15 protein-coding genes are annotated in these 16,823 nt (G+C 71.0%); 7 read left to right on the plus strand and 8 right to left on the minus strand.

All coding sequences use genetic code 11. From position 1 onward, the window contains the following. Positions 1 to 229: 229 nt before the first annotated feature. Together ACYQ78_RS02420 and ACYQ78_RS02425 are read right to left on the minus strand one after the other, a co-directional pair. Entirely contained in the window at positions 230 to 1,294 is a 1,065-nt protein-coding gene (locus ACYQ78_RS02420) for an LLM class flavin-dependent oxidoreductase (RefSeq protein ID WP_459798982.1), read from the minus strand. An 18-nt stretch (positions 1,295 to 1,312) separates the two neighbouring features. Next, positions 1,313 to 2,224, minus strand: a complete 912-nt coding sequence (locus ACYQ78_RS02425; protein WP_459798983.1) for a bifunctional helix-turn-helix transcriptional regulator/GNAT family N-acetyltransferase — start codon at positions 2,222 to 2,224, stop codon at positions 1,313 to 1,315. An 88-nt stretch (positions 2,225 to 2,312) separates the two neighbouring features. Between ACYQ78_RS02425 and ACYQ78_RS02430 the strand changes: the two genes are divergently transcribed. After that, positions 2,313 to 3,284, plus strand: a complete 972-nt coding sequence (locus ACYQ78_RS02430) for a lactonase family protein (protein WP_459798984.1) — start codon at positions 2,313 to 2,315, stop codon at positions 3,282 to 3,284. A gap of 124 nt (positions 3,285 to 3,408) precedes the next feature. Here ACYQ78_RS02430 and ACYQ78_RS02435 read toward each other — a convergent pair whose 3' ends face one another. Next, positions 3,409 to 5,955 carry an ABC transporter substrate-binding protein gene (locus tag ACYQ78_RS02435; protein ID WP_459798985.1) on the minus strand — a complete coding sequence of 849 codons (2,547 nt, stop codon included), beginning with the start codon at positions 5,953 to 5,955 and terminating at the stop codon, positions 3,409 to 3,411. Further along, complete coding sequence (gene glpK, locus ACYQ78_RS02440) at positions 5,952 to 7,406, minus strand: glycerol kinase GlpK (RefSeq protein ID WP_459798986.1); 1,455 nt, start codon at positions 7,404 to 7,406, stop codon at positions 5,952 to 5,954. The genes ACYQ78_RS02435 and glpK overlap by 4 nt, the downstream gene beginning before the upstream one ends. Before the next feature lie 107 nt (positions 7,407 to 7,513). Between glpK and ACYQ78_RS02445 the strand changes: the two genes are divergently transcribed. Next, entirely contained in the window at positions 7,514 to 8,539 is a 1,026-nt protein-coding gene (locus tag ACYQ78_RS02445) for an ATP-dependent 6-phosphofructokinase (protein WP_459798987.1), read from the plus strand. 28 nt (positions 8,540 to 8,567) lie between these two features. Here ACYQ78_RS02445 and ACYQ78_RS02450 read toward each other — a convergent pair whose 3' ends face one another. Then, positions 8,568 to 9,413, minus strand: a complete 846-nt coding sequence (locus ACYQ78_RS02450) for an MHYT domain-containing protein (protein WP_459798988.1) — start codon at positions 9,411 to 9,413, stop codon at positions 8,568 to 8,570. Positions 9,414 to 9,523: 110 nt separating this feature from the next. Between ACYQ78_RS02450 and macS the strand changes: the two genes are divergently transcribed. From macS to thiI, 3 genes are read left to right on the plus strand one after another with little or no spacing between them, the layout of a single operon-like run. Continuing rightward, complete coding sequence (gene macS, locus ACYQ78_RS02455) at positions 9,524 to 10,630, plus strand: MacS family sensor histidine kinase (RefSeq protein WP_459798989.1); 1,107 nt, start codon at positions 9,524 to 9,526, stop codon at positions 10,628 to 10,630. Then, entirely contained in the window at positions 10,627 to 11,277 is a 651-nt protein-coding gene (locus tag ACYQ78_RS02460; protein WP_459798990.1) for a response regulator, read from the plus strand. The genes macS and ACYQ78_RS02460 overlap by 4 nt, the downstream gene beginning before the upstream one ends. 42 nt (positions 11,278 to 11,319) lie before the next feature. Further along, the gene (gene thiI / locus ACYQ78_RS02465) at positions 11,320 to 12,516 is read left to right on the plus strand and encodes a tRNA uracil 4-sulfurtransferase ThiI (RefSeq protein WP_459798991.1); all 1,197 of its coding nucleotides are present in this window, start codon (positions 11,320 to 11,322) and stop codon (positions 12,514 to 12,516) included. Here thiI and ACYQ78_RS02470 read toward each other — a convergent pair. From ACYQ78_RS02470 to ACYQ78_RS02480, 3 genes are all read right to left on the minus strand, one after another. Continuing rightward, positions 12,505 to 13,692 carry an MFS transporter gene (locus ACYQ78_RS02470; protein WP_459798992.1) on the minus strand — a complete coding sequence of 396 codons (1,188 nt, stop codon included), beginning with the start codon at positions 13,690 to 13,692 and terminating at the stop codon, positions 12,505 to 12,507. The two genes, thiI and ACYQ78_RS02470, sit on opposite strands and share 12 nt — an antisense overlap. An 11-nt stretch (positions 13,693 to 13,703) precedes the next feature. Continuing rightward, a complete protein-coding gene (gene aroF, locus ACYQ78_RS02475) occupies positions 13,704 to 14,738 on the minus strand; it encodes a 3-deoxy-7-phosphoheptulonate synthase (RefSeq protein ID WP_459798993.1) in 1,035 nt (344 codons plus the stop codon). A 157-nt stretch (positions 14,739 to 14,895) separates the two neighbouring features. Continuing rightward, the gene (locus tag ACYQ78_RS02480; RefSeq protein WP_459798994.1) at positions 14,896 to 15,273 is read right to left on the minus strand and encodes a hypothetical protein; all 378 of its coding nucleotides are present in this window, start codon (positions 15,271 to 15,273) and stop codon (positions 14,896 to 14,898) included. 76 nt (positions 15,274 to 15,349) lie between these two features. Between ACYQ78_RS02480 and ACYQ78_RS02485 the strand changes: the two genes are divergently transcribed. Both ACYQ78_RS02485 and ACYQ78_RS02490 read left to right on the plus strand, forming a co-directional pair. Further along, positions 15,350 to 15,961: a molybdopterin-dependent oxidoreductase gene (locus ACYQ78_RS02485; RefSeq protein WP_459798995.1), complete on the plus strand. Its 612-nt coding sequence runs from the start codon at positions 15,350 to 15,352 to the stop codon at positions 15,959 to 15,961. A 28-nt stretch (positions 15,962 to 15,989) separates the two neighbouring features. After that, positions 15,990 to 16,817 (plus strand): LytR/AlgR family response regulator transcription factor, encoded by an 828-nt coding sequence (locus tag ACYQ78_RS02490; protein ID WP_459798996.1) that lies wholly within the window; start codon positions 15,990 to 15,992, stop codon positions 16,815 to 16,817. The last annotated feature ends 6 nt before the right edge of the window (positions 16,818 to 16,823 follow it).

Consider the following 16,823-nt stretch of genomic DNA (forward strand, 5'->3'; position numbering starts at 1 on the left):
GAGCGGGGGCGGACCTTCAGTGGGGCGGATCTTGGGCGCGGACGGACCTTTGGCCGGGCGGATCCTGAGTGCGGATGGACCGTCGGCGGGGCGGATTCTTGGCTCGGACGGACCCTTGGCCGGGCGGATCTTGGGCGCGGATGGACCGTCGGCGGGGTGGGTCTTGGACGCGGGCGGACTCTCGGAAGGCCCGCCGTCTGTTCGGTGGCTTCCGTGAGCAAGGTGGAGTTCATCGGAGCAGGGGCAGGAGGAACTCGCCGGCGCGGACCGACTCCTCCAGGTGCGGCCAGCCCGACAGGATGAACTCCTCCAGGCCCAAGGCCGCGTATTCACGAATGCGATGGGCGACCTCGGCATAGGAGCCCACGAGGGCCGTTCCGGCGCCTTCGCGAACGAGCCCGACACCCGCCCACAGCCCGGGGGAGATCTCGAGGTCGTCGGTGCTGCCGCCGTGGAGACCGGCCATGCGGGCCTGGCCGACCGAGTCCATGCGGGCGAAGCGGGCCTGGGCGGCGGTGATGCGTTCGGGGTCCATGCCCGAGAGCAGGTGGCGGGCGTAGGCCCAGGCCTCTTCCGAGGTGTCGCGGGCGATGATGTGGAGGCGGATGCCGTAGCGCAGGGTGCGGCCGGTCTCGGCGGTGAGCTTGCGCATGCGTTCCAGCCGCTCGGCGATCATCGTCGGCGGTTCGCCCCACATCAGGTAGACGTCGGCGTGTTCGGCCGCGACCCGCTCGGCGGCCGGGGAGGCGCCGCCGAAGTAGATCTCCGGCGGGTTCGCCAGCGGCGTCGACAGCCCGGCGTTTTCGACGCGGTAGTGGTCGCCGGTGAAGGAGAACGGCTCGCCCTCCCAGGTGCGGCGCAGCACGTGGAGATATTCGGCGGTGCGGGCGTAGCGCTCGTCGTGGTTCAGGAAGTCGCCGTAGGCGCGCTGTTCGGCGGGGTCGCCGCCGGTGACCACGTTGAGCCGCAGCCGGCCGCCGCTGATCTCCTGGAACGCCTCGGCCTGCTGCGCGAGCAGGGTCGGCAGGGTGAAGCCGGGCCGGAACGCGACCAGCAGGCCGAGCCGGTCGGTCTTGGCCGCCACGGCCGCGCAGGTGACGAGCGGGTCGGGACAGCCCAGACCGACCGGGGTCAGCGCGGCCTCGAAACCGGCCTGCTCGGCGGCGAGGGCCACTTGGGTCAGGTATCGGAGCGTGGGCACGCGGACCGGCGCCGCGCCGGCCGCCACCGTGGTGGTCGCCGGGCGCACGTAATGGCCGTCGCCCGAGGTCGGGAGGAACCAGTGGAACCGCATGCCCCGGATCATATTCCGCTAATTCCTATCAGTAAAGCCGGAAATATCGCGCTCCCAGATCTCGTCGACGAACCCGTCGGCCTGCTCGGTGCCGGTGACCTGGAAACCGGCCGCCTTGTAGATCCGCCGGGCGGAGGTCAGCACGTCGCGCGTCCAGAGCATGATGCGGTCGTATCCGGCGTCGGCGGCGAACCGCAGGCACTCCTCGACCAGCCGGGCGCCGACCCCGCGCCCGCGCGCCCACGGCTCGACCAGCAGCAGCCGCAGCTGCGCCGTCTGGTCGTCTTTCCTGACGCAGAACACGCACCCCGCCGGGCGGCCGTCGACCTCGGCGATCCACCCGCCCTGGCCGGGGTCGGCGAGGTTGTCGAGGAAGTCGGCGCAGATGCGGGCCACCAGCGCCTCGAACTCGGGCCCCCACCCCTGCTCGCGCACATAGATCGCGCCGTGCCGCTGCACCACCCAGCCCAGGTCGCCGGGCCGGGGCGGCCGGATGACCACGGTGTCGCTCTTGGGTCCGCCGCCCAGGATCTCCCTGATCGCGGCCATGCTCCCCAGGAGCCGCGACAGGTCGGCCCCGTCGAGCAGGGCGGTGACCTGCGCCGCCGACTTCTCGTCGAGATCGGTGTACGTCGTCGCCCCGGCCGCCGTCAGTGACACGACCTGGCGGCGGGCGTCGTGGCCGGCGCGCTGCCGGGCCACCAGCCCCTCGGACTCGAGCCGGGTCAGCAACCGGCTGAGATAGCCCGCGTCGATGCCGAGCAGGCGCCGGATCTCGCCGGTCTCCATGGGGCTGGAGGTCTGGCCCAGTTCGTACAAGATCCTGGCTTCTGTCAGTGAATAGGGGGAATCGTGCATGCCGGGCCCCAGCACGCCGATGACCTCGGTGTAGAAGCGGTTGAACGCCCTGACCTCCGCGACCGCATCCATTGCTCTCCTCAAGTGAACCGTTGCTTTGGGCAACGATAATATGGATGCGCTAGGGTTCGAAACCCGCCCGCCTTTTCGAAGGAGCGACGTGAACACGGTCTACATCGGGGGTTACACGCCGGACACCGGAGGGGCGGGCACGGGCGTGACCGTCGCCGCGCGCGACGCCTCGGGGGCCCTGACCGAGGTCCGCTCGGTCGCCATCTCGGGCCCGTCGTTCCTCGCCGCGCACCCCTCACTCCCGGTCCTGTACGCCGTGGGCGAGGCCGACCACGGCACGATCACCGCCTTCAGCGCCACCGAAGACCCCGAGCGCCTGGCGACCCGATCGAGCGGCGGCAGCTCGCCCTGCCACGTGGCCGTGACCGACAACTGGCTGGCCGTGGCCAACTACGCCGACGGCATGGTGGCCCTCCACTCGCTCGACGACGAGGGCCTGTTCACCGGCCCGCCGCTGCTGTTCCCGGGCGACGGCAGCGGCCCCGACCCCGACCGCCAGCGCGGCCCCCACGCCCACCAGGCCTTCTTCGAAGGCGGCATCCTCTTCGTGACCGACCTCGGCGCAGACCAGGTCCGCCTCTGGCGCGTCCCCGGCCCCGGGCGCACCGACTTCACCACCACCGAGATGAAGCCCGTCGTCCTCACCCCGGGCATCGGCCCCCGCCACCTGGCCAGTGGCCTTCTGGGCTGGTATGTCACGGGCGAGCTCGACGGCCAGGTCCACGCTTTCGACCGGAATTGGAACCCTGCGGGCCGGTTCGCGGCGAGCGGGCGTGAGGGCGTCAACTACCCCTCCCACATTCAGATCCACCGCGACCGGCTCTATGTCGCCAACCGCGGCCCCAACACGATCAGTGTCTTCGACCCCGAGACGCAGAAGATGATCGCCGAGGTCGACTGCGGCGGCGACTGGCCCCGCCACTTCGCCATCGACGGCGACGACCTCTATGTCGCCAACCAGCGATCGGGCGACGTGGTGCACTTCCGACTGGCCGACGGCGTGCCGGAGCCGACCGGCCACGTCCTGGCCGTGCCGACCCCGACCTGCGTTCTCCCGTAGGGTCCGACCCGCAGTTCCCAACTCCCTGAGCCGACCGGCCATGTCCTGGCCATGCCCTGTAGGGCGCATTACGGTCGGCCCACGGCGTGCGGGCCGACCTGGAGTCCGCTCCCGAGCGGATCTCCTAAGGCGCGTCCGGTAGGTCCTTGCAGCGCGGGTCGGAGACCGGTGGCTCCTCGGCGTCGAGCGGGCCGCAGCGGACCAACGGCGGGGTCGGTTTCTCCGCGACCTGGACGATGCCGACCGCCTTGTCCACCGGGTCGTGGCGTTCGCCGTGGCCGAAGTCGATCACGCCGCTCGAACCGTTCCACGCCGAAGGCCCCGAGGTGCGGGCCAGGCGATACAGCACGTCGCCCCGGCTGGGCAGGTCGTCGCCCGGCCGGAAGGCGCGGTCGGCGGCGCGGTAGACCACGTCGACCGCGTCGTAGGTCAGGATCAGGTTGTCGTCGGGGAGGTCGGCGTGGGTTCCGGCGCGCAGCGCGCTGATCAGGCCGGTCGGGTTGACCTCGCCCCACATCTCACGGCTGGCCAGGGCCACGTAGTAGACCTCCACCTGGCGCATCGCGGCGATCTCGGCCCGGTGGTCGGCGACCACCCTGATCACGTCGTCGCCGGCGACGACCTTGAGCACCCCGGCGCCACACGCGCTGCTGCCTTCGATCGCCTTGAGGAAGCCGACGAACTCGCGGGCGCGACCGGCGTACATGAAGACGTCGGCCCTTCTGGCGCAGGCCGTGGCGACCGCGCCCGACATGCCGTCGCGCGAGGCGCCGTAGGCGACCGGCGGGCCCACCTCGACGTCCTCGGTGGTGAGCGCCTTGGCGAAGTCGTCGGCGAGGTTGTTGGTGTAGGTGTCGTCGGCCGTGCCGTCCTGCACGATCACCGCCGTCTCGGCCTTGAGGGTGCGCCGGGCGAACCGGGCCGACAGGGTGGCCTCGCGGAAGTTGGTCGGGCCGACGCGGAAGAAGTAGGGCGAGGGCCGTTCGCCGACGATGCCGAGGTCGTCGGCGGTGGCGGTGGTGGTCATGTTGGGGATCTTGGCGGCGTCGAAGCGGTCGACCGCCGCCTCGACCCCGCCGACGCTGCGCCCGAGCCCGACCACGCCGACGAGGTGGGGGTCGTCGTCGGCCAGCCGGGCGACCAGGTCGGCGGCCCGGCCGCCGTGGGCGTAGTTGTCGCCCGCGTTGACGATCAGTATCCGCAGCCGCAGCGGGTTCTGGAGCGTGCGCTGATACTCCTCGGCGGCGGTGAGCTCGGCGACCATGCTGGGGAAGCGGGTGTCGTCCTGGGCGGTCTGGCGCACCGAATATTCGCCGAACAGGGCCACGGTGACGTACTGCGCCGATTCGACGGCGTAGGCGTTGTTGGCGTCGATGTGGGCGACCAGGTCGGCGATCGGCTTGGCGAACAGGCCGTCGGGGGCCTCGTCGGTGGCGTTGACCACCCCCACGCACTCACTGCCCATGCGGTCGACGTAGGGGAGGCCGCCGCAGTGGGCGGCGCGTTCCGACAGGTTGATCACCACGAACCCGATGATCAGGCCGGGCAGCACCGCCAGCACGACCGCCCAGTAGACCCACGCCCGCGCCTGGTGCGCGAGGGGCCTGAAGCGGTGGGGGATCCCCGGGTGGGCGGTGTGGTCGCCGGGCCCGACCACGAGCCTGACCGGCATCCGGCGCCGCCGGTGCTCCCGCCGCCAGGTGCCGACCTGGCCGGTGATGTCGGCCAGCGGGGTGGCCGCGATCGGCCGCGGGTCGGCCAGCGCGTCGGGCACGGAGGCGACCACGACCACCGGGACCGGATGACCGGTCAGCGCCGCGGCGTCCTCCAGCAGGCGCAGGAACCGGGCGTTCACCCCGTGGGGGTCGCCGATCTGTAATCGCAGCAGGCAGTAGAGCCCGCGCCCCCAGCTCGGCCACGGGATGCGCCATTTCTTGTACGCCTGCCGCAGGTCCTCGCACATCGCGTTGACCGCCAGCCGTTCGATCTCCTCGGGCGAGGCGTTGGCCAGCCGCAGCGCGTACCAGGCGATCTTCTCCCAGCGATGGCGGCGCAGCACCGGCTGGCGGCGGAACCAGCCGTAGAAGAACCAGCCCCGGATCGACGCGAAGCCCTGCGCCCCGACGCCGAGCACGGCCACCAGCGCGCCCAGCACCCACGGCAGCACGCCCACCAGGTCGGTCGGCCCGGCCAGCAGCCAGACCACGATCGTGCCGATCGGCACCCAGGTCAGCGCGGCGCGGCCGATGAAGAAGTCGGCGACCAGGCGCAGCGACGCGTCGGCCGGGCCGCGCCGCCGGTCGCGCAGCCGCCGCCGGAAGTCCTGGTAGCCCTCATGGGACTGCGGTTCCGGCGGGTTGCGCTGCGAGGCGGCCCACAGCACGAACTGGGCCAGCGGGAACCGGGGCGGCGGCAGGAACGAGCCTCCGACCGGCCGCCCGAGCTGGCCGCGCGGCCCGGTGAGCGCCCCCACGAGCGACAGCACCGAGCCGTGTTCACCCTCACGGACCAGCGCGCTCGGCAGGTGCTCGGCGAAGGGCGCGGTCAGCTCGTTGACCAGGGCGTTCGCGCCGCCGCCCGTCACCAGCACGACGGGCAGCTGCTGGTCGCGCCGCCAGAACCAGGGACGCCGGAGGAACCCGGCTAAGTCGCCACGCAGATCCGCCGTCACCGCGCGGCCCACCCCCGCGATCGCTGCACGGCGCGCAGCCAGTCGTCGTAGGCCCGCTCGTCGCGGACCCCGGGCTCGAACCGTTCGTCGAGCTTCCAGGTGTGCTTGAGCTCCTCGCGGGTCGACCAGACCCCGGCTCCGAGCCCGGCCAGGAACGCCGCGCCCAGGGCCGTCGTCTCCTGGATCTCGGGGCGCTCGACCGGGATGCCGAGCTGGTCGGCCTGCACCTGCATGAGCAGGTCGTTGGCGCTGCCGCCGCCGTCGGCCTTCAGCACGGTCACCTCCTCGGACATGGTGGCGACGATGTCGCGCACCTCGTAGGCGATGGCGTCGAGCGTGGCCCGCGCCAGGTGTGCCTTGGTCGTACCCCGTGTGAGGCCGGTGATCGTCCCCCGGGCGTCCGGATCCCAATGTGGCGCTCCGAGGCCAGTCAGCGCGGGCACGAACACCACGCCGCCGGCGTCGGGCACCGACCGGGCCAGCTCCTCCGACTCGGCCGCCGTCCCGATCAGGCCGAGTCCGTCGCGCAGCCACTGCACCGCCGCGCCGGTCACGAAGATCGCCCCTTCGAGGGCGTAGGTCAGCTCACCCGAGGGCTCCTGCCAGGCGACCGTGGTCAGCAGCCCGGCATCGGAGCCCACCGCCTCGTGGCCGGTGTTGACGAGCACGAAGGAGCCGGTCCCGTACGTGCACTTGACGTCGCCCACCTCGAAGCAGGTCTGGCCGAACAGGGCCGCCTGCTGGTCGCCGGCCATGCCGGAGATCGGCAGGTCGAGCCCGAGGAAGTGGTCGGGGCTGGTGCGCGCGAACTCGCCGTAGTTGGGCACCACCTCGGGCAGCGCCTCGATCGGCACCCCGAACAGGTCGCACAGCTCCGGTGACCAGGCGCCCGCGTGGATGTCATAGAGAAGCGTGCGGGACGCGTTGGACGGATCGGTCACATGCCGGGCGCCGCCGGTCAACCGTGCCACGAGGTAGCTGTCGACCGTTCCGATCGCCAGGTCCTTCGCCGCCCAGGCGTCGGGGTCGTGCTCGGCCAGCCAGGTGAGCTTGGTACCGGTGAAATAGGGGTCGAGCCGCAGGCCGGTGAGTTCGGTCACACGCGGTTCGTGACCTTCGTCACGAAGGCGGGCGCAGATGCCGGAGGACCTCCGGTCCTGCCAGACAATGGCATTGCGGGGGGCGTCCAAAGTGGTGGTGTTCCAGAGCACCGCCGTCTCGCGCTGGTTGGTCAGGCCGACGCACCGCACAGTGGTGCTTGCCCTGGCCAGAGCGGTGCGGCAGGCTGCCAGCGTCGCGCGCCAGATGTCGTCTGGCGCGTGTTCGACCCAGCCGGGCTCCGGGAATCGCTGCTCGAACTCCTGGTATCCGCGCGAGTCGATGTGGCCGTCCTCACCCACCACGAGTGCGGTCACACCGGTCGTACCAGCGTCTATCGCCAAAACCGCCACGGCGCCTCACTTTTTGGTCTAGACCATTGTTGCGCCGTCACGGCAGAATGCCACCGTCGGCGTCCAGACACAGTCTGGCCGCGCTATCTCATATGGAGGAACCCGACATGCGTATTGGAGTGCTCACCGGTGGCGGCGACTGCCCCGGTCTGAACGCCGTGATCCGGGCCGTGGTCCGCAAGGGCGTCACCGTCTACGGTCACGAGTTCGTGGGGTTCCGCGACGGCTGGCGCGGCCCGCTCGAGGGCGACACGATGCCCCTCGACGTGGCATCGGTCCGCGGCATCCTGCCGCGGGGTGGCACCATCCTTGGCTCGTCCCGCACCAACCCGATCAAGATCGAGGGTGGCGTCGAGCGCATCAAGGAGAACCTGGCGACCCACGGCATCGACGCCCTGGTCGCCATCGGCGGTGAAGACACCCTTGGCGTCGCCAAGCAGCTCTTCGACCGCGGCGTGAACGTCGTCGGCGTGCCGAAGACGATCGACAACGACCTCAACGCGACCGACTACACCTTCGGTTTCGACACCGCGGTGAACATCGCGATGGAGGCCATCGACCGGCTGCACACCACCGCTGAGTCGCACCACCGCGCCCTGATCTGCGAGGTCATGGGCCGTCACGCGGGCTGGATCGCGCTGCACGCCGGCATGGCCGCGGGCGCCAACGTCATCCTGATCCCCGAGAAGCCGTTCGACATCGACAAGGTCTGCGAATACGTCGAGTCGCGCTTCAAGACCAAGTACGCCCCGATCATCGTGGTCGCCGAGGGCGCCCACCCGATCGACGGCCAGATGGAGCTCACCCACGGCGAGCTCGACGCCTTCGGTCACGTCCGCCTCGGCGGCATCGGCGACCGCCTGGCCCAGGAGATCGAGAAGCGCACCGGCAAGGAGGCCCGCACCACGGTCCTCGGCCACATCCAGCGCGGCGGCACCCCGACGGCGTACGACCGCGTGCTGGCCACCCGTTTCGGCCTGGCCGCGATCGACGCCGTCCACGAGGGCGACTTCGGCAAGATGGTCGGCCTCCAGGGCACCGAGATCGTGCGCAACGGCCTCGACGCCGCGACGGCCGAGCTGAAGACGGTGCCCGTCCACCGTTACGCCGAGGCCGAGGTCTTCTTCGGTTAAACCGACCCTGATGCGCCGCGCGGGGGGACTACCTGCGCGGCGTGAACAGGTCGTCGCCCTCCGGCTTCCGGTGCCCGCCCCTGCTGGGCATGGGCGGAGCCGGCGGGGCGTTGCGCCGCTGCTGCAGGCGCTCCAGGAGTTCGGTGTCCTCGCGCATCTCCCGCGCCGAGGGCGACAGCAGGATGGCGAGCAGCAGGCCCACCGTGATGAGGCTGATCCCGGCGATGAGCGGGAGCAGGAAGGCCATGGCGGGGGCGCCGGAGATCGCGTTGTCGCCGGGCGAGACGCTGAGGCTGAACATGCCGGTGAAGTGCATGCCGTTGACGGCCACGCCCATCATGAGAGCGGCGCCGGTGATGGCCAGCGGGCCCTCGACCTTCAGGGTGAACCAGAGCGCGACGGTGGCCGCCACGATCGCGATCAGCACCGACAGGGCGACCAGGGCCGGGTCGTAGGAGGCGTGGCCCGACATGCTCATCGCGAACATGCCCATGTAGTGCATGGTGACGACGCCGATGCCGGCCAGCAGGCCGCCGGCGAGCAGGCGGGGGAAGCCGTCGCCCTGCGAGACGACGTAGAGGCCGCCGTAGACGACCGCGACGGCGATGATCGCCGAGGCCGTGGTCAGGCCGATGTTGAAGCGGATCTCCGAACCCGTGACCTCGAAGCCCATCATGGCGATGAAGTGCATGACCCAGATGCCGGTACCGCCGATGGCCAGCGCGCCCCCGGCGAGCCAGCGGTACCGCGAGGCGCCCTGTGCGGAGCGCGCCCTGGCCGTCAGAATCAGGCCCAGCAGTGAGCCGACGACGGACATCAGGTACGCGAGGAGCGGTGTCAGGGCACCATGCGAGAAGTGATTGATATGGGACATACGTTCTCCCGGTTGTGGTTGCAACAAAATTATTGCACCGCTCCATTGGGTGTCTTTATCCCTTTCAGGGGTTCATGTTCTGTTCGTTATGTAGTCGTCCGATGACCGGAATGACCATCGAGACCCCGTTCTGGCGGGCGATCGCCGTCTTCCGGGTGTGCTCGCTCGGCTACGCCGCCGTGCTCGTGGTCGAAGGGGGCGGGTACGCCCGCCCGGTCGCCGCCTGGTCGGTGATCACCCTCATGGCCCTCTGGACGGCCTTCGCCACCTACGCCTACTCGCGGGAGAGGCTGCGCGGCTGGCCGCTGCTGACCGCCGACCTGGCCGTCACCGCAGGCTGCCTGCTGTCGTCGATCTGGGTCCAGGGGTTCGAGGGCTCGCCCGGCACGATGCCGATCACCGCGACGTGGGTGGCCGCCCCGGTCGTCTCCTGGGCCGTCTACGCGGGCCGCCGCGCGGGCGCCGTGGCGGCGGCCGTGATCGCCTCGCTCGACATCTGGCTGCGCGGGATCGGCGTGCTCGACCTGAACACCGTCCAGGTCAACGGCGCCGTGCTGCTGTTCCTCGCGGGGGTCGTGATCGGCCACGTCACCCGGCTGGCCAAGCAGGCCGAGGCCCGCATGCAGCAGGCCGTCGAGATCGAGGCGGCCGGACGCGAACGCGAACGCCTGGCCCGGGGCATCCACGACTCGGTCCTCCAGGTGCTGGCCCTCGTCCAGCGCAGGGGCGCCGAGATCGGCGGCGAGGCGGCCGAACTGGGGAGGCTGGCGGGCGAGCAGGAGGCCGTCCTGCGCGAGCTGGTCCGCACCGCCCCCCGGCCCCGCCTGGCCGAGACGGCCGACCTCAACGCCGCCCTGCGGCTGCACGCCTCCGCCACGGTCACCGTCGCCACCCCGGCCACCCCCGTCGACCTGCCCGCCCGTACGGTCGACGAGCTGGAGGCCGCCGTCGCCAACGCGCTGAGCAACGTCCACCACCACTGCCCCGAGGGCACGAAGGCGTGGATCCTGGTCGAGGCCGAGGACGGCGCCGTGACGGTGACCGTGAGAGACGACGGGCCCGGCATCCCCGAGGGCCGGCTGGAGCAGGCCGAGCGCCTGGGCCGCCTGGGCGTCTCCCAGGCCATCAAGGGCCGGGTGGCCGCGCTGGGCGGCACGGTCACGATTGTCTCCTCCCCTGATGGGACCGAGATCGAAATGGTTATCGTGGCGCCATGAGCGTGCGCGTCATGGTCGTCGACGACCACCCGATGTGGCGGGAGGGCGTCGCCCGCGACCTCGCCGAGGCGGGCTACGAGATCGTGGCGACCTGCGGTGAGGGCCGTCAGGCGCTGCGGGTCGCGGCGGCCGTCCGGCCCGAGGTGGTGGTGCTGGACCTCCAGCTGCCCGACCTGCCCGGGGTCGAGGTGGCCCGGGGCCTGGGCGCCTCGGAGAACCCGCCGAAGGTGCTGGTGCTGTCGGCCAGCGCCGAGCACGACGACGTGCTGGAAGCGGTCAAGGCGGGCGCGTCGGGCTATCTGGTGAAGTCGGCGAGCCAGGCCGACTTCCTGGAGGCGGTGGCCCGCACCGCCCAGGGCGACGCCGTGTTCACGCCGGGCCTGGCCGGGCTGGTGCTGGGGGAGTACCGCCGCCTGGCGGCCCAGCCGAAGGCCGAGGAGGAGGGCCCCCGGCTGACCGACCGTGAGACCGAGGTGCTGCGGCTGGTGGCGAAGGGGTTGTCGTACCGGCAGATCGCCGAACGGCTCGTGCTGTCGCACCGCACGGTCCAGAACCACGTGCAGAACACCCTGAGCAAGCTCCAGCTGCACAACCGCGTCGAGCTGGTCAGGTACGCGATCGAAAAAGGTCTGGCGGACCTCGACTAGAGTTAAAAGGTTCCCGCCAGTCGTTCCCGAAGGACCATCACCATGACCATGACCGCTCTGGGTGAGCCCTGCGTGCTGCTCAAACTGGGCGAGATCGTCCTCAAGGGAAAGAACCGGGAGATCTTCGAGCAACGGCTGCGCGCGAACATCAAGTTCGCGCTGACCGGCTTCGAGATCGACCTGCGCCAGCGCCACGGCGTGATCGCCCTGTTCCTGCCCGACGGCACCTCCGTCGAGGTGGCCGAGCAGGTGGCCGACCGGGTCGGCGAGGTGCCCGGCATCGTGCTGGTCCACCTGGCCTGGCGGGTCGCCAAAGACCCGGCCGTGGTCACCAAGGCCGCCCTCGAACTGATCAGAGACACCCCCGAGGTGGCCCGCAAGGCCCGCTTCGCGGTCCGGTCGCGCCGCCGCGACAAGCGCTTCCCGATGAAGTCCAACGAGCTCGACTGGCACGTCGGCAGCGAGATCAACGACACCTACGGCCTGCCGGTCGACCTGAAGCGGCCCGAGCTGCTCGTGTCGATCGAGGTCGACCGCGACGAGGTGTTCATCTACATCGACTCGCGCCCCGGCCAGGGCGGCCTGCCGGTCGGCACCAGCGGCCGCGGCCTGGCCCTGCTGTCGGGCGGCATCGACTCCCCGGTGGCGGCCTACCGCATGATGCGGCGCGGCCTGCGGGTCGACTTCCTGCACTTCTCCGGCATCCCGTTCACCACCACCGAGTCGATCTACAAGGCCTATGCGCTGGTCCGGCGGCTCGACGCCTTCCAGGGCCGCTCGCGCCTGTGGGTGGTGCCGTTCGGCAAGGCCCAGCAGTCGATCCGCGTCTCCGGCTCCGACAAGCTGGCGATGATCGCCCAGCGCCGCCTGATGCTGAAGACGGCGGAAGAGGTCGCGATCCGCCACAAGGCCAGCGCCCTGATCACCGGCGACTCGCTCGGCCAGGTGTCGTCGCAGACGATGGCCAACATCGTCGCCCAGGACAGCGCGACCGAGATGCCGATCCTGCGCCCGCTCATCGGCCTCGACAAGATGGAGGTCATCGCCGAGGCCCGCCGCATCGGCACGCTGGCCATCTCCGAGCTGCCCGACGAAGACTGCTGCACGATCCTGGCCTCCCGCCAGCCCGAGCTGGCCGCCAAGATCGAAGACCTGAAGCTGATCGAGAAGCGCCTCGACGCCGAGGAGCTCGCGGTCCAGCTGGCCGACTCGATCCAGGCCTACAAGCTAGACGCCTGACCGCCTGACCGGGCTGAACACCCCGCCCAGCGCGACCAGCACCAGCCCGCCGCCGATCAGCGCCAGCACGACCGGCACCCCCTGACCCGCCGCCGTGAACGTCGCCAGGGTCGCCCCGACCGGCCCCAGCACGAAGTGGATGGTCCAGAACGCCGCCGTCACCCGGCCGAGCAGGTGGGGGGGCGTGATCTCCTGCCGCAGCGACAGCGAGCAGATCGCGCCCACCGCCAGGGCGAGTGAGAAGACCGCCATGAGCGCGCCGATCCCGGCGACCCCGGGTGACAGCGCGATGGCGGCGGCGGCCAGGCCCGCCAGCGCGGTCGACCACAGCCACGTCGGCCCGAACCCCAGCCGTCGGCGCACCCCGGCCACCACGCTCGACCCGATGATCGTGCCGACCGCCCCCACGCCGAGCACGTAGCCGACCACCGCGTCCGGCTGCTCCAGGTCCTGTTTCAGGTGGAAGACGATCAGGTCGTCGAGGCCCGCGGTGAGGAAGATGAGCGCGGTCAGCAGGATCGTCATGGTCCGCAGCACCGGGTTCCCGAGCAGGAACCGCGCCCCGGCCAGCCGACCTCCGGTCTCTTCCTTCTTGTACGGCCTGAGCCTGATGAACCGCAGTCCGAGCGCGGAGATCAGGAAGGTCACCGCGTCCAGCCCGATCGCGGTGGCCGGTCCGAACGCCCCGGAGACCACCCCCGCGAGGGCGGGCCCGGCGACCCCGGCCACAGCGTAGGTCGCGTAGAGCCGCCCGTTGGCCCGGGTGATGTCGGCCGCGTCCACGATCGACGGCAGCGCCGTCACATAGGCCACCGAGAAGATCATGCCGAGCGAGGCCGCCAGCGGCACGATCACGTACAGCGGCCAGATGGCGGGGGCCATCCACCAGATGAGCGGGATCGAGCCGTACAGGAAGAAGCGCCCGATGTCGCACACGACCAGCACCCGCCGCCGGTCGAACCGGTCGGCGATGCCCCCGGCGAAGGTCCCGGTCACCACCGAGGCGACCCCGGCGAGGGCGGTCAGGATGCCCATCTGGGCGACGGACCCGGTCGCGTGCAGCGCCAGCAGCGGCACCGCCACGGTCGAGAACGCGTCGCCCAGCACGGACAGCGTCTGCACGCCGAGGAGAAGGACGAAGTTCTTGTTTCTATATAGATCCCCCGAGAACGCCACGGGGGCGCACGCTACACGGCCACGGACTCCCCGGCCAGGGTGCGTCCGAGCAGCGGCGGGAAGGCCCGCATGATCGTCGCCAGCTCTTCGAGGTCGCCGTCGACCAGGGCCTGCGGACCGTCGCAGAGCGCCTGCTCCGGGTGCGGGTGGACGTCGATGATCACGCCGTCGGAGCCGACCGCGATGGCCGCCCGGGTCAGCGGCAGCACCAGGTCACGCCGCCCGCCCGAGTGGGACGGGTCGATGATCACCGGCAGGTGCGACAGCCGCTGCGCCACCGGCACCGCCGACACGTCGAGGGTGTTCCTGGTCGCCGTCTCGAAGGTGCGGATGCCCCGCTCGCACAGCACGATGTCGAGGTTGCCGCGCTGGGCGATGTACTCGGCCGACATCAGCCACTCTTCGATCGTGCCGCTCATGCCGCGCTTGAGCATGACCGGCTTCCCGGCCGCGCCGACCGCCTGGAGCAGCGCGAAGTTCTGCGTGTTGCGGGTGCCGACCTGCAGCATGTCGGCGTAGGCGGCCACCAGCGGCACGTCCTGCGCGTTCACCACCTCGGTCACGATCGGCAGGCCGGTCTTCTCCCGGACGTCCGCCAGGATGCGCAGCCCCTGCTCGCCGAGCCCCTGGAAGGCGTACGGCGAGGTGCGCGGCTTGAAGGCGCCGCCCCGCAGCAACGTGGCCCCCGCCGCCTTGGCCATCTGGGCGGCCTCAAGCGTCTGCTGCGGCGTCTCGACCGCGCACGGCCCCGCGATCAGCGTGACCGTGTCGGGCCCGATCGGCACCCCGCCCACTCTGACCGTCGAGCGCTCGGGATGGTTGTCGCGGCTCACGAGCTTGAACGGCGTGGACACGCGCATGACGTCGGCCACCCCGCGCTGCCCGCGGAGATTCAGGCTGGCGAACTGCTCGACGTCGCCGATCAGCCCGATGATCGTACGGTTCACTCCACGGGACACGAACGCCTCACCGCCCGCCGTCGCGACGAGCGCGACGAGCGCGGTGATGTCTTCCTGGGTGGCCTCGGGGGCCATGACGATGACCATTTCTTCTCCTTAACATGCGAAAAGCCCCGGGTCCTCGATGGGACCCGGGGCTTTTCGTTCGCCTTTGGCTGCTAGCGCACAACCTCATGGCGAGCGGTCCACACGGGTCCGTCGCCATACCAAAACGAGAAAGCGCAAAGCATGTCTGGAATATACCTCATCCCCGCAGACCCGATCTCCGGCCCCCCATGACGACGAGCAGGGCCACGATCCCGTACGCCGGGAGCACCACTTCGGGCCCCTGCGACCCCGATGCGCAGTAGACGTACAGGACCTCGAACGAGATCCCATAGGCGACGGCGGTCGCCAGCGCGGCCCCGGCACCGATCCACGCCCGCAACGGCCGGGGGCGGGCGGCCAGGAAGATCAGCAGGAGCGGCAAGGTCAGCGCCAGGATCGGGAAGACGGCGGCGAGCACGTCGGCGGCGGGTCCCTGGGGTTCGGGGCCGCGCCAGACGCACAGGTGGATGCCCGTGTCGAACGGCAGCACCGTGGTGTACGCGATCGCCGAGATCAGGATCGCCAAGGTCCACACGGCCATGATCATAACGGCCGGTTCCGGGAGCGAACCCGAGAGCGGGCGGCTTGGCCGGGGGTGACAGGATGGGCGGATGCCGGAGACGACCGAGGAGGACAACCGGCTGCCCCCGGGTCAGTACGTCCCGCGCGGCAGGCCCGTGGTGCACTACGGCAGGGTTCCGGCGTTCCGGCCGGCGACCTGGCGGCTCCAGATCTTCGGCGCGACCGCGTCGGGTGAGCAGCACTTCCTGAGCTGGGACGAGTTCGAGCTCCTGCCCCGGGCGACGGTGCTGGCCGACGTCCACTGCGTGACCAAGTTCTCGATCATGGGGACCGAGTGGTCGGGGGTCCCGGCGGCGGCGTTCCTGGCCGCCGTGCCGCCCGCTCCCGGGGTGCGCCACGTGATGATCTGGGCGGAGTACGGCTACAGCGCCAACGTGCGGATGTCCGACTTCGACCGCGACTCGACCGTCTTCGCGACCGAACTCGACGGCAAGCCGCTCACCCCCGAGCGCGGTTTCCCGGTCCGCGTCGTGGTCCCTCATCTGTACGCGTGGAAGAGCGTCAAATGGGTGCGCGCCATCGAATACCTGACTGAAGACCGGCGCGGCTTCTGGGAGGACCGGGGCTACCACAACATCGCCGACCCCTGGCGGGAGCAGCGCTACTCATACCAGGAGGACCCGGGCGAGGGCCCGCCGTAGCCCCGCCCGGAGGTCTAGTCTCGCCCGGGTGTGCTGCTTCGACCTGCCCTTCCGGCTCACCCCCGACGCCGCCCGCGCGGCCCTGCCCCACCTGGAGAAGGCCGTCGGCGCCCCGATGACGATCACCTCCACGAGCACGGTCCTGGCGGGCCGCGCCGAGGGCTGGCAGGCGGCGGTGGCGGCCATGCAGGGGAGACCCTCGGCGCGCGCGGTGCCCTTGACGATCATGGGCATGGTCGTGGGCGCCCTGGTCACTCACGGCCAGGTTCCGAGATACGACCACGTTGTGAGCGGGGTCCGGATCCAGGCCGCTCACGAGCCGACCCCGCAACGCGAACGGGCCGCCGACGGTTTCGGGCTCCCGGGTCCCGTGGTGGTCGAGCACGGGACGACTCCGCGATCCGAAGCGGCCCGCGATGGTGCCCTCGATAGTTCCGGCGGGCCGATAGACGCCTGCGATCTGCGCAAAGCGGCTCGGCATCTCTCCGACCAGCTCGAACTCGATCATCTGCGGAGGAAGGCCGCCATGGAGTCGATTCCGGTGGAGCTCGGGGGGCGGACCCGGTTCATCGATCCCGGCGCCGTCTGGTACGCCGAGGCGCACGGCGACTACGTGAGGTTGCGGACCGCCGAGGGCGGCTATCTCGTGCGGACCTCGATGGCGGCGCTGGAGCAGCGGTGGGCCGGGGCCGGGTTCATCCGGGCGCACCGGAGCACGCTCGTGAACGCCCGCCATGTCAGCGAGCTGCGGTTCGCCGACGGGCGGGCGTTGCTGCTGGTGGGGACCGAGACGCTGCCCGTCTCGCGGCGGCACACCCGGCAGGTCAGGGAGCGGCTGACCGCTCGTCGCGCCTGACACGCC

The sequence above is a fragment of the Herbidospora sp. RD11066 genome, assembly GCF_054661255.1.